This is a genomic window from Leclercia sp. UBA7405 (assembly GCF_037152215.1).
Classification (GTDB): domain Bacteria; phylum Pseudomonadota; class Gammaproteobacteria; order Enterobacterales; family Enterobacteriaceae; genus Enterobacter; species Enterobacter pneumoniae.
The window spans coordinates 66,234-77,709 of the sequence record NZ_JBBCMR010000009.1 but is presented as its reverse complement, the minus strand read 5'-3'; the positions used below and the strand labels follow the sequence as shown (position 1 = coordinate 77,709).

Here is an 11,476-nt window from a genome sequence, read left to right as displayed (position 1 = left end):
CCAACCCCACAACTGGGACCGTGGTCCCAACCCCACAACTGGGACCGTGGTCCCAACCCCACAACTGGGACCGTGGTCCCAACCCCACAACTGGGACCGTGGTCCCAACCCCACAACTGGGACCGTGGTCCCAATCCCACAACTGGGACCGTGGTCCCAACCCCACAACTGGGACCGTGGTCCCAACCCCACAACTGGGACCGTGGTCCCAATCCCCCAACCGGGACTGTGGTCCCGTCACCACAACTAGGAACGCGGTCCCAACCCCACAATCGGGATCATAGTCTCAATACGCAGATGATAAGTGGCTTTAATCCGACAACTGGGAATGTTGATATATTTATCCTTCCCTTTGTTTGATGACTTCCTCAATACAAGTTCTAAAGCGTGAAATTGCTATTGGTTCAGTACGGTGTGTAAGTAGAATATGTTAGTTAGGCTCCCTGGTGCTTCCCCGCTCACTCGCGGGCTTCGCCCTGTCGTTCGGCTGCGGCGAGCACTACTGGCTCTCTCTGAAATGCAAAATTTAGCTGATCCTCGCTACGGGGATATCTATCCAGCGGGTTGTATACGCCGGAGAAAGCAGGTCACGTTTCATTTGCCAGGCTGGCGCGATACCGCGACCGGCAAACCAGACATGTCCCTTTCCGGAGTGATTGATGCTATCGAGAACCTTCATCAGTTCAGCACTATGGGGGCGGGGCGGACGTTCGTCAAAGAGCTGCAGCTGCGACACGCCGGATGAGGTGAAATCGTTGAGCATCACGCCGGCCTTTGCATACCGGTATCCATCCTTCCAGATACGCTCCAGAGCGGTTGTGGCGGCCGCAATGATGTCACGGGTATCCTGAGTCGGGGTAAGGAGCTTTTCCGTAGCCACGTTGCTGTAATAAGGCTCTTTGACGGCAAACGGTGAGGATTTAATAAACACAGAAATATGGCGGCAGTACTGGCGTTCGCCCCGGAGTTTCTCCGCCGCCCGTTCGGCATACTGGCAAATGGCCTGGCGCAGGGCGTCGGCGTCAGTGATTTTTTCCCCGAAACTGCGGCTGCAAACGATCTGCTGCTTTGTCGGAGGGGCCTCTTCCAGGGCAATACAGCTTTCCCCGTTCAGTTCACGAACCGTGCGCTCGAGGACGACGGAAAAATTCTTCCGGATAAAAGCCGGGTTTGTCAGTGCCAGGTCCAGCGCTGTTCTGATCCCGAGAACATGCAGTTTCTTCGCGATACGGCTGCCGACGCCCCAGATTTCTTCCACTGGCTGCAGGGAGAGCAGCTTGCGCGTTCTGGCTGGATTGTCCGGCGTCAGGGCCAGCACGCCCCTGAACTGCTTCCACTCTTTGGAGGCCCACTGGGCTGATTTTGCTAGAGTTTTAGTCGATCCCGCCCCCACGCCTATCGTCAGACGGGTGCAGGCATAGACATGCTCACGCAGTTGTCTTCCGAAATTCTCCAGGTTATAATATTTATGTATGCCACTGATATCTAAGAACATTTCATCTATTGAATACTGCTCCACGCGAGGGGCCAGCTCCTCGAGGCAGCTCATGACGCGGGCAGACATTGAAGCGTAAAGCTCGTAGTTGCTGGAGAACGCGAAAATCTTCTCCGGGTAGCTTTCGTTTTTCATCTGGAACCAGGGCGTTCCCATCCGCACGTATTTTTTACTCTCTGCGCTGCGGGCAATCACGCAGCCATCGTTGTTGCTGAGCACCACAACCGGCTTACCTTTCAGGTCCGGGCGGAATACCCGTTCGCAGCTGGCATAAAACGAGTTCACATCGGCCAGGGCAAACATCAGTACATCTCCCGGGTCCGGTGAATGATGTGGGTCACCACGCCGAAAATATCCAGCTCATCGGGGTCGGGGTAGATAGGTGCCCATGCAGAATTCATCGGCTGCAGAACCAGTTGTGGCCTCAGCAGCAGGCGCTTCACGGTAAATTCTCCCTGCAGGCTGGCCACCACAATATCGCCGTGCTGAGGCTTCTCTGCGCTGTCGACGACCAGAAGATCCCCGTTAAACAGGCTGCCATCTGACATGCTGTCACCGCTGGCGCGCAGATAGTACGTTGCGCTCGGGTGGCGGATGCAGTAGTCATGCAAATCCAGATCGGACTCAACGTAATCCTGGGCCGGGCTCGGAAACCCGCAGCTGGCCAGATCTGAAAATAGGGGGTACGACTGTGGGGGCGTATCGGTACCCGGCCTGAGTAATTGCAGCTTCATAATGGCTACTCAAATTTTAACTGTTTATATATACAGTAGTGTTTTTTCCGGGAGCAATCAACTTCGGTAAAAGACTGGCAATGTTCGTCACACCCCAAATAGTTCTCATATATTTCTCTTTTTGTTCTTGAGAAGTCTCCTGTTATCGTGTAAATTCTACATTGTTCTCTAATTATTCTCTGATTATTCTCTGATTATTCTCAATAGTAAGCCTGATTTTGTATTTGAATTTACCGTGAGGTTGTATGAAAATTTACATTGATGATGGATCTACCAACATTAAGCTGATGTGGAAGGACGGAGAGGATATCCGGCGGGCGATCAGTCCGAACAGTTTCAAGCGGGAGTGGGCTGTGAGCTTCGGTGGTCAGCGCGTTTTTAACTATTCGCTTAATGGCGAGCAGTACACCTTCGATCCTATCAGCGCCGATGCGCTGGTGACGACCAATATTGCCTGGCAGTACAGTGATGCGAACGTCATTGCGGTTCATCACGCGCTGCTGCAGACCGGTCTTGAGCCACAGGATGTCGACATTGTCGTGACGCTGCCGCTTGCGGAGTATTACAACCGTGACAACCAGCCCTGCGCAGATAATATCCGGCGCAAAGAGGAAAACCTGATGCGGCCGGTCACCCTTAATGACGGGCTGACCTTTACCGTTCGCAGCGTGCGCGTCATGCCTGAGTCCATTCCTGCGGGCTTTAATGTGGCGAGCAAACTGGACGATCTCGACTCATTGCTCATTATTGACCTGGGGGGCACAACGCTCGACATTTCACACGTCAGGGCCAGAATGCGTGGCATTTCACGCATCTTCGGAGACTCCGGGTTGGGGGTATCCCTGATGACGCAGGATGTCAGGGCGGCAATGGCCGTGGCCAGAACGCGGGGCAGCAGCTACCTGGCTGACGAGCTCATCATCCATCGCGAAGACGAGGATTTTCTGCGTCAGCGCATTAACGATGCCTCCAGACTGGCCGTTGTGCAGGAGGCGCTTCGTGAGTCACATCACCGTCTTGTGAACCGGGTGATTGATGCCGTGAAGAGCTTTGAAAGTTATTCTCATGTTATGGTAATCGGTGGCGGTGCCGAACTCATCGCCGGTGCGGTCAGACAATTTTGTGGGGTGCGCGAAGACAGGTTCTACCTGAGCGAAGATCCCCAGTTTGACCTGGTCAATGGCATGTTCGCAATTGGTTGATGAAATGGATAAACCGGACACCCGTAGAAAAATTACGTTTTACCTTAACCCCGAAAGCAATGCTGCTGAACGCTACGTCTGCGATGAAACCGACAGACTGCCACAGGGGGAAAGGGGGAATGTCTGGCGTGCTGCGCTTCTGTCCGGCTTTGCCCTGCGAAAACAGGATGAAAGGCTGCCGCATCTGCTGGCAGCCCAGCTGAATGAATCGACCACGTTTGAGGAGATGGTTCTGCTGATGGAGGCGGTTTTCCCGGAAGAAATGAAGACTTTCGGAAACCGGCGTACTGCAGGGCAGGCGCCGTCGAAAATGAAGGGCAGCGCGCCGGCGGAACCTGTTGCTGATGACAATGAAACCCTTAACAATGCGCGGGCCATGTTTGGTGGAGGAAAGGATGACTAGGGAGAAAACGCGATGTCGCAGATAAAGCGCCTGGCGGAACGTTTCATCCACAGGATTCTGCGGGCCAGAAATATTCCGGAGGAGAAGTGGCCAGAGCTTGTCAAAAAGACCGGGCGGGGCATGATCCTGCTGGGCGTGGCATCAGTCGTCCCGCTGCTACTCGCTGATGAGGTATCCCTGACGGTGACGATTATGCTGCAGGTAGCTTACGCCTGTCTGATGTGCCTCGGGGTTATCCTGGCGCTTGACAGCAAAAAGACTGAGAAATACTTCTGAAGGAAGATTCATGAAACTTGAAGATCTGAATGATGAAGATCGGGAACTGGTAGTGGTGGCATTGCAGGCGCTGCATCGTGAGCGGTTAACGGCTTCCAACTCGGCTTTTACGTTCTGCCAGCTGGCCGGAAAGACCCCACCTCCGGATGATATCTTCGGGCTGTATGAAACGCGGGATGCGCTGCGTCGTATTGGTGCCGCTCCCGCGCGATAAATGCGGCATAAAAAAACGGCAGGAAGACATCTCATCCCTGCCGTTAAAGTGTGCTGCATAATTTTTCGGCAAGTATAGGCTCTGAATGTGTGATGTAAATCACAAATAATGGTAGGCCACTCGACCGCTGCCTTCAGATTTTCCCCGCCGTGCCTTCACGCTACCCCGGCCGCTGCGCCTGCAAGGGAAGCTAAACGCCTCCGTCTTCACCCGTTCGCACCCTTTACGGTGCATTCAGCCCGTAAAGGCCTTGCGCTGCGGCCTGTGACGTCGTCCCTGCATGCTCCGCTAATAGCCGGGGTTTTGTGTCGGCACGGCGTGAGATGGCGCCGGATGCTGAGGACACAACCATGTTCAGACTGACCTGTATTAATCTTGATTCGGGCGAGTTCGCGCTCTGTATTAATGGCCACGTTATTGCCAGTGCAGATAACAGCCACGACAAATTATTTGTGGGGGAGCTGCACGAGACGCTTTCCCGACTGCCGGGGGTACAAACGGATATGCTGCTGCATACGGTACCGGAAGAGGATGACTGGAACTGGAGCGACGTCGTGGCCAGCCTGCTGGCGCCCGTACCCGTGTCCCGCTGTGATATGACCGTGGCCGGGATGATGGCGCGCCTGCAGGATTATGTGCCTGATACACCCTGTATGGGTACCTTCTGGCTGGCAGAAGATTTTCTGGGGCTCGATGACGGCCTGACGGAAAAGGAAGTTACGCAGGCCATGCACATCGCCAGTGACGGCCATGACGCGGCGATTGGGTTTAACTGGGATACGCTGCAGTACGCCATTGATCGCGTTAAAGCTCGCTAAAAAAAAGAGGACGCCATCCGGGGGAGGGGCGTCCTCAAATCACACTACTCATTAAGGTTGATAACTGAACAGACGTTTTCAGTGCTGAGAATCACACAGTTACGGTACCTCCGCACCTCCCAAATATGGCAAAGGATGTCGGTTCCCCTCCGCTTCTTTGCCGCCTGACCGGCGGCGACGCTCCCCGCCGTGCCTTCACGCTAACCCGGCCGCTGCGGCCACAAGGGTTCACTCCGTCGTCGTCCTCGCCCGTTCGCACCCTTCACGGTGCATTCAGCCCGTAAAGGGCTTGCGCTGCGGCCTGCGGCGTCGCCCCTGTGTCCTGCGCTTTCCGCCGGGTTTTTGTGGCGGCACGGCGCAACAGGGTGCCGCATATCAGAGAGGAGTGTGCTATGTCCCGTTTTATCCTGGGTGATTCCGTGCAGGTTATGTCCCGTTTTCCGTCCCGTGCCGTCGATTTTATCCTGACCGACCCGCCGTATCTCGTCGGCTATAAGGACCGCAGCGGGCGCACGCTTGCCGGCGACAACACGCCGGAATGGCTCCAGCCGGCCTGCCATGAAATGTACCGCGTGCTGAAGAACGACAGCCTGATGGTGAGCTTCTACGCCTGGAATCGTGCCGATCTGTTTATCAGCGCCTGGAAAGCGGCCGGCTTTCGCATCGTGGGGCACGTCGTCTTTGCCAAAACCTACGCCTCAAAATCCACCTTTTTAGGGTACACGCATGAGAATGCCTATCTGCTGGCCAAAGGACGTCCGCGTACCCCGGACCGCCCGATCCCGGACGTGATCCCCTGGAAATACACGGGCAACCGCCACCATCCGACGGAAAAACCGGTGCAGAGCCTGCGCCCGCTGATTGATTCCCTGACGAAACCCGGCGCCATTGTCCTGGACCCGTTCGCCGGCAGCGGCTCCACCTGCGTGGCGGCGGCGGAACTGAGTCGTCGTTATATCGGCATCGAGCTGCTTGAGGAATACCACGCGGCCGGGGTTCGCCGGCTGGCACAGGTAGAGCGTGCGAGAAAAATGCCGGCCGCCAATGACGGTGACTATTACCCTGGCTTCCCGGAGGCGGCATGAACTATCCGGGGCTGGAACGCCTGCGCACGGACGTGGCCGCCCTGAGCAACGCCATGTGTGATGTGCGGATGCTGCTGAACCGCCTTGAGTCGCAGCACCGGCACGATGCCGCCACGCTGGCAGAGCGCATGGCCGCCCAGACCCTGCGCCGCATCAACGCCCTGTTACTGGAGGCGTACCGCGAAGCCCTGGTGCTGGACGAAACCTTTCAGGACTGACTGACCCGCCGGGCGAAGGCCCGGCCTGTTTAACCCAGAAGAGAGAAGAAAATGTACGGAACCCGCGAAGAACTTTGTGTGCAGCTCAAGAAAATGTTTACCCGTGACGAACCCCTGATCCTGCTGGTCTGGACGGAGGAGGGAATACGCGAGGCGTGCCGGGAACATCACCAGGCCCCGGATGAAACGGAAGTCAGGGCGTTGATGAAGGCGATCGGTGAGCGAAAAATGGCTGACTATCACCGGTCCGGTGTGACATGTGCCGGCGTGAGCGAGCTGCTGAACCGCCAGCGGGAGCCGGCTGTGCAGGTGAGCGTACCGGCAGCGCTGCTTTCCCGTGTGCTGCGTGACTATGCGCGCGAGCTGGAGCACCGCACGAGCCAGGCATGGGAGGCGGGCGCACCTGAGACTGAATCCGTTAAGCAGGCGAGAAGCGATGTCTTAGCCCTGACCGAAGCACTCGCAGCCTGATAAAGGGGCCGGGGGAACGCCCCGGCTCACCGGTGGCCATCCACAGCGAAAAAGGAAGTCAGTCCCTTCCGCCTTTATCCGCCGCCACCCTCCGGGCCGCGTCGGGACAGTGAAACTCCCCTGATGCTGCGTGCGGCGACGGCATACGCCGTGACTTCACTGTAGCCCGGCCGCATCGGCCTCAAGGGTTCACTTCGTCGCCGTCCTCGCCCGTTCGCACCCTTCACGGTGCATTCAGCCCGCGAAGGGTTTGCGCTGCGGCCTGCGGCGTCGCCCCTGCGTCCTCCGCTTTTCGCCGGTCTGTCGTGTCGTCACGGCGATGCCGGAACCGAGAATATGTTAACCGTGGAGGATGTATGAACCAGACCCTGACCCGTTGTGATGCCGTTCGTCTTGAGGGCGCACAGCGTCTGACCTTTCTGCCTGATGTGTTCGGCGGCGATTTTCTGATGTCTGAGGCGTCCGTGTATGCCTACGCCAGCCGTTACTGCCCTGAGTACGCGGGGGGATTCTGGCAGTTTTACCGCCTGCCGGACGGCGGCGGGTTTATGGCACCGGACGTGGAGACCCTGACCCTGTGCAACCCGGAAAACTGGTTCGAGCAGACCGTCAGCGGCGTGGTGGCGGGGATCATCCTCACGGCGATGGTACTCAATCACCGGAGCTGGCACCACAGCCACCATGACCGCGAGGAGCTGTGCCGCCATTTCTGCCGCCGCCATGAACAACTGATGGCATTTGCCGACAGCCATTCCGACAGCACCACCATCTGGCGCGCCCTGGACTGAACGACCGCCGGGGTGTGACCCCGGTTTTTAAAAATAAGGAGTACCCCAATGCAGCTGTCACCCGAAACGCGCAGCATCCTGCGACAGTATAAAGCCCTGATAAACGCCCGGCGTCGTGAGCTGGGACTCAGCCCCGTAACCACGGCAAAAGTGATGGACGAAATCTGTGATTCCGTCACGCGGCAGTGTTCCGTTTATCTGTGCGGGCATTTCATCCTCCAGGGCGGAGCAGGCGATCCGGAATGATGGACAGGGCGGGGCTGAGGCGCCGCCTGATCGCGCGTCAAAACCCTGTCATCCCTTCGGGCTGACGGCGGATGAACCTGCGCCTGCGGCGCCGGCTCCACCGCCCTGAGACTGATTAACAGGTAGCCGGTGCGGCGTTGCTGAGGGAAATTTGTCACAGATAATGACCTGTGTGGCGTGGCGACTCTGAAACCCGATCAGCAATTTCCCTGAAAACACCACAAAGACAACCATAACCAGAACCACGCCGAAGGGCAGGGCACTGGCCCCCTTCGGCTCCTGACCCGCTGCGCGGTTCAGTCGTCGAGCCCCACTCCGCCAGGGCGGCTGCGTTGCACCCGCCAGTCTCCGCCGAATCCCTTCGGGTTTCGGGCTTCGCTAGGGTCTGATGGCTGAGGTCAACGGCACGGCTTGCACCGGCCGTGCCGTCCGGGCCGCCTCCACCGCGCCGGCGCAGCCGTCGCTTTACAGTCGCCACGCCGTTCCGACGTGTCGGGTGTGTGCATCCTGTTCATGGGGTGAGGCCATCTCCCGTGTGTCCTCACGCGGAGGGCAGTTCGTAGCACCGTCGGGTCGTCATACAAGGGGTGGAATAAACGCCGTCAGAAACTTTTTGCGGGCAAAAACTTTCAGCCGTCTCCCCTTTCCTTCCTCCCTTCGCCGTTGCTCCTTTGCCCTTTGCCGCGAGAGAACTCACCAGGGAGATGGACAACCATCACCACAGGAGAAAACCAGGATGCACACACGAAACGTCAACGTCAGAACCGCCGCTCAGGAATCTTCCAGGAAGATGGGGGAAGGGCAGGGCATTGCCGGCATTACCCGTGACCGGGTTGCACAGATGGCAGACCTGAAGGAAGGCGTCACCGTCACGGTGTCGGAAATGAATCGTTATGGCGATGTCCAGGCAGAAATCCGCACCCACGGTCTGCTGAACTGGCGCGCATGGTCATTTGAACCGGATTTTCTGGCCGATCTGGAGCGAAACCTGCGGTACGTGCAGCAGTAACAACGGGGCCGGGTATCCGGCATTAACGCAAAGAAGGAGACAACAATGCAGACCCTGAAAACTGCCCTGTCGGGCAAAAAGGTCGGTGAAAGCCGCGACATGGTGAAACTGTTGCGCATTCAGGCCACCGAAACCCACCTGGTGGAGTTCGACAACGTGGACACCCGCTTCAACGACTGCACCAACTGGCAGGTAGTGATGGGCGGGGAGCGCATCCTGTTCAGCACCCGCATGCACGAACGCTTCTCTGAGGTGAAATCCGGTGTGCTGGCCACCATTACGGTCTGCGAAAACGCCGCAACGGCCTCTGACAGCGCCATGCTGGAAAGCGCGAAAGCGCTGATGAAAATTCTCGACGGCTACCCGTCCTTCGCTGCACTCGCCGCGCACCCGAAACGCATTACCGATTAACAAAGTGCCGTGACCGGAGTCCAGTCCGGCCACGGCGAACCACAACTGAAATAAAGGGGTAACAATCATGGTCGCCACCAATACTACGGCAAAGAAACCGCAAAAATCCACCCGCAGCCGCAAGGCTTCGCCAGAAACTGCGTCCGCAGCTAACGACACCCTGACGCAGGTGCTGGCCACCACGCCCGTTCAGCTGCTCCCGTATGCCTCGCTGTCCGCAACGCCGCTTAACGTGCGCCGCGTCCTGCACACTGAAAAGGAAGTGGATGAAATGGCCGACAGTATCGAAGCCGTCGGTATTCTCCAGAACCTGATTGGCGTGGCGCAGGATGACGGCACCATCGGGATTGTGGGCGGTGAAGGCCGCCGCCGGGCGACGGGGATTCTTGTACAGAGAGGGGTGATTGACCCGCAGGCACCTTACGTTCCGGTGAAGGTGATCCCGGTGGAAATGGCGGTAGTGGCGTCCATGACTGAAAACGGTCAGCGCAAAAACATGCACCCGGCTGAGCAGATCGTCGGGTTCAGGACGCTGGCGCAGGAGGGGAAAAACGCGTCTCAAATCGCGGCCCTGCTGGGCTACGGGCATCGCCACGTCCAGCGCTGCCTGAAGCTGGCAAACCTGGCTCCCTCCCTGCTCGACGCGCTGGGGCGCGATGAACTGACCCTCGAACAGTGTGCGGCGCTGACCCTTGCCGACACGCACGAACGTCAGGGGCAGGTCTGGAAGGAGGCGGTCGAAGCATGGGGCAACCCTGCCGTGCAGACCCTGCGCAGAATGGTCGTGGACGACAAACTGGCCATCAGTCACCCGATGTTTGTCTTTGTCGGGGAAAAAGCCTACACCGACGCGGGAGGCGAACTGACCCGCGATCTGTTCAGCGATGCCGACAGCACCTTTGCCGATGCCTCGCTGGTCAAATCACTGCTCGATGCGAAGCTGAGCATTCTGGCGATGCAGATCAAACAAGAGCAGGGCTGGGGCTGGGCTGAATCACGCCTGACGGAGCTGCGCGATCACGGTGAGGATGATGCGCAGTATCGCTTCGCCATGCCACGGGCTGTCCTGACGGACGAGGAAACGCAACGCGTCAGCGAGCTGGAAGAACAGATCGAGGCCACCGGAACCCACGATGACGAATATGTCCTGCAACAGGAGATTGAGGATATTTATGCCGGGGCGCAGTACCGCGAGGCCACGCCGGAGTTTCGTGCCGCCCACGGGGTCTGGGTGTCATGGGATGGCAGTGATTTTCAGGTTCAGCCGGGTATCCGCAGACTGACCGATGAAGATCGCCAGCAGGAGGAAGCCGCCCGTCAGGCGCGTGAAAACAGCGTGATCACGTACAGCGCCCCGGAGACTCCGGCCGACGCGTATCCCGCCACGCTGGTCAAAGCCATGTCTGCCGAGCGCACACTGGCGGTGCAGGCCGAGCTTGCCGGACGGCCTGACGTGTCGGTGGCGCTGCTGACGTGGACGCTGTGCATGAGCATGTTTTCGCGCCGCAGCCACGGTCGCCGTCAGGAACCCCTGAAGGCGTACGTCAGCAGTAACCAGCATCACCTGTCGTCGCTGGCACCCTCCGGAGAAGAAGGGAAAGCCCTGAGCGCCCTGAAAGCGCAGCGCGAGGCGCTTCAGGCGACCCTGCCGGAAGGCTGGGATCGGGATTTTACCTGGCTGCTGTCATGGTCTCCTGAGCAGGTTAACGCCCTGCTGGGCTTCTGCGCGGCCCACGGGATCGACGGCCTTCAGGAGCGCCTCTACAACCGCACCGATGCCAGCGAGCTGGATAACCTTGAGGCGGCGCTCGACTTTGACCTGCGTAAGTGGTGGCAACCTGATGCGGAGAACTATTTCGGCAAGCTGAAAATTACCCAGATCGGACAGGCGTATGAACAGGCAGGACTGACCGGACGCGCCGGGGAGATTGTGAAGCTGAAACGCCGGGATGCGGCGCAGGCCGCCGCGCAGGATCTGAACGCGCAGGGCTGGCTGCCTGACTGGATGACCCGTGCTGAACCTGCCGCGCAGGACAACGCGACCGATACCGACCTGACCGACCACGCTGCTTGATACCGGAGGCCGCCGCCTCCGGGCGGCGGGAT

15 protein-coding genes are annotated in these 11,476 nt (G+C 58.5%); 13 read left to right on the top strand and 2 right to left on the bottom strand.

The genetic code is table 11. The features are described 5' to 3' along the window. Positions 1 to 526 precede the first annotated feature (526 nt). Together WFN75_RS22015 and umuD are read right to left on the bottom strand one after the other, a co-directional pair. The gene (locus WFN75_RS22015; protein ID WP_336996829.1) at positions 527 to 1,798 is read right to left on the bottom strand and encodes a Y-family DNA polymerase; all 1,272 of its coding nucleotides are present in this window, start codon (positions 1,796 to 1,798) and stop codon (positions 527 to 529) included. Next, positions 1,798 to 2,229: a translesion error-prone DNA polymerase V autoproteolytic subunit gene (umuD, locus tag WFN75_RS22010; RefSeq protein WP_212478675.1), complete on the bottom strand. Its 432-nt coding sequence runs from the start codon at positions 2,227 to 2,229 to the stop codon at positions 1,798 to 1,800. The genes WFN75_RS22015 and umuD overlap by 1 nt, the downstream gene beginning before the upstream one ends. Before the next feature lie 245 nt (positions 2,230 to 2,474). Between umuD and WFN75_RS22005 the strand changes: the two genes are divergently transcribed. The 13 genes from WFN75_RS22005 to WFN75_RS21945 all read left to right on the top strand — a co-directional run bounded on the left by WFN75_RS22005 (position 2,475) and on the right by WFN75_RS21945 (position 11,444). Beyond that, positions 2,475 to 3,431 carry a plasmid segregation protein ParM gene (locus WFN75_RS22005; RefSeq protein ID WP_336996828.1) on the top strand — a complete coding sequence of 319 codons (957 nt, stop codon included), beginning with the start codon at positions 2,475 to 2,477 and terminating at the stop codon, positions 3,429 to 3,431. Further along, complete coding sequence (locus WFN75_RS22000; protein WP_336996827.1) at positions 3,397 to 3,834, top strand: plasmid partitioning/stability family protein; 438 nt, start codon at positions 3,397 to 3,399, stop codon at positions 3,832 to 3,834. The genes WFN75_RS22005 and WFN75_RS22000 overlap by 35 nt, the downstream gene beginning before the upstream one ends. Positions 3,835 to 3,846: 12 nt before the next feature. Beyond that, positions 3,847 to 4,110 carry a hypothetical protein gene (locus WFN75_RS21995; RefSeq protein ID WP_336996826.1) on the top strand — a complete coding sequence of 88 codons (264 nt, stop codon included), beginning with the start codon at positions 3,847 to 3,849 and terminating at the stop codon, positions 4,108 to 4,110. Between the two features lie 10 nt (positions 4,111 to 4,120). Then, the gene (locus WFN75_RS21990) at positions 4,121 to 4,324 is read left to right on the top strand and encodes a hypothetical protein (RefSeq protein ID WP_336996825.1); all 204 of its coding nucleotides are present in this window, start codon (positions 4,121 to 4,123) and stop codon (positions 4,322 to 4,324) included. A 350-nt stretch (positions 4,325 to 4,674) separates the two neighbouring features. Next, positions 4,675 to 5,142, top strand: coding sequence for a hypothetical protein (locus WFN75_RS21985; protein ID WP_336996824.1), 468 nt, complete (start codon positions 4,675 to 4,677; stop codon positions 5,140 to 5,142). Positions 5,143 to 5,534: 392 nt separating this feature from the next. Beyond that, the gene (locus WFN75_RS21980; RefSeq protein WP_212478681.1) at positions 5,535 to 6,227 is read left to right on the top strand and encodes a DNA methylase; all 693 of its coding nucleotides are present in this window, start codon (positions 5,535 to 5,537) and stop codon (positions 6,225 to 6,227) included. After that, complete coding sequence (locus WFN75_RS21975) at positions 6,224 to 6,445, top strand: hypothetical protein (RefSeq protein WP_212478682.1); 222 nt, start codon at positions 6,224 to 6,226, stop codon at positions 6,443 to 6,445. The genes WFN75_RS21980 and WFN75_RS21975 overlap by 4 nt, the downstream gene beginning before the upstream one ends. A 51-nt stretch (positions 6,446 to 6,496) precedes the next feature. Further along, positions 6,497 to 6,916: a DUF1380 family protein gene (locus WFN75_RS21970; protein WP_336996823.1), complete on the top strand. Its 420-nt coding sequence runs from the start codon at positions 6,497 to 6,499 to the stop codon at positions 6,914 to 6,916. A 356-nt stretch (positions 6,917 to 7,272) separates the two neighbouring features. Then, a complete protein-coding gene (locus WFN75_RS21965; protein WP_325947835.1) occupies positions 7,273 to 7,704 on the top strand; it encodes an antirestriction protein in 432 nt (143 codons plus the stop codon). 48 nt (positions 7,705 to 7,752) lie between these two features. Beyond that, on the top strand, positions 7,753 to 7,950 hold the full coding sequence (locus WFN75_RS21960; RefSeq protein WP_325947834.1) for a hypothetical protein: 198 nt from the start codon (positions 7,753 to 7,755) through the stop codon (positions 7,948 to 7,950). Positions 7,951 to 8,686: 736 nt separating this feature from the next. Further along, on the top strand, positions 8,687 to 8,959 hold the full coding sequence (locus WFN75_RS21955) for a hypothetical protein (RefSeq protein WP_336996822.1): 273 nt from the start codon (positions 8,687 to 8,689) through the stop codon (positions 8,957 to 8,959). A gap of 45 nt (positions 8,960 to 9,004) precedes the next feature. Further along, a complete protein-coding gene (locus WFN75_RS21950; RefSeq protein WP_336996821.1) occupies positions 9,005 to 9,370 on the top strand; it encodes a hypothetical protein in 366 nt (121 codons plus the stop codon). Positions 9,371 to 9,437: 67 nt separating this feature from the next. Next, entirely contained in the window at positions 9,438 to 11,444 is a 2,007-nt protein-coding gene (locus WFN75_RS21945; RefSeq protein ID WP_336996820.1) for a ParB/RepB/Spo0J family partition protein, read from the top strand. Positions 11,445 to 11,476 lie beyond the last annotated feature (32 nt).

Bases quoted from the DNA above. Each gene is read 5' to 3' on its own strand.
- WFN75_RS22015 (WP_336996829.1), bottom strand. From the start codon at position 1,798: ATGTTTGCCCTGGCCGATGTGAACTCGTTTTATGCCAGCTGCGAACGG.
- WFN75_RS21975 (WP_212478682.1), top strand. From the start codon at position 6,224: ATGAACTATCCGGGGCTGGAACGCCTGCGCACGGACGTGGCCGCCCTG.
- WFN75_RS21995 (WP_336996826.1), top strand. From the start codon at position 3,847: ATGTCGCAGATAAAGCGCCTGGCGGAACGTTTCATCCACAGGATTCTG.
- WFN75_RS21965 (WP_325947835.1), top strand. From the start codon at position 7,273: ATGAACCAGACCCTGACCCGTTGTGATGCCGTTCGTCTTGAGGGCGCA.
- WFN75_RS21990 (WP_336996825.1), top strand. From the start codon at position 4,121: ATGAAACTTGAAGATCTGAATGATGAAGATCGGGAACTGGTAGTGGTG.
- WFN75_RS21980 (WP_212478681.1), top strand. From the start codon at position 5,535: ATGTCCCGTTTTATCCTGGGTGATTCCGTGCAGGTTATGTCCCGTTTT.
- WFN75_RS21950 (WP_336996821.1), top strand. From the start codon at position 9,005: ATGCAGACCCTGAAAACTGCCCTGTCGGGCAAAAAGGTCGGTGAAAGC.
- WFN75_RS21985 (WP_336996824.1), top strand. From the start codon at position 4,675: ATGTTCAGACTGACCTGTATTAATCTTGATTCGGGCGAGTTCGCGCTC.
- WFN75_RS21970 (WP_336996823.1), top strand. From the start codon at position 6,497: ATGTACGGAACCCGCGAAGAACTTTGTGTGCAGCTCAAGAAAATGTTT.
- WFN75_RS21960 (WP_325947834.1), top strand. From the start codon at position 7,753: ATGCAGCTGTCACCCGAAACGCGCAGCATCCTGCGACAGTATAAAGCC.
- WFN75_RS21955 (WP_336996822.1), top strand. From the start codon at position 8,687: ATGCACACACGAAACGTCAACGTCAGAACCGCCGCTCAGGAATCTTCC.
- umuD (WP_212478675.1), bottom strand. From the start codon at position 2,229: ATGAAGCTGCAATTACTCAGGCCGGGTACCGATACGCCCCCACAGTCG.
- WFN75_RS21945 (WP_336996820.1), top strand. From the start codon at position 9,438: ATGGTCGCCACCAATACTACGGCAAAGAAACCGCAAAAATCCACCCGC.
- WFN75_RS22005 (WP_336996828.1), top strand. From the start codon at position 2,475: ATGAAAATTTACATTGATGATGGATCTACCAACATTAAGCTGATGTGG.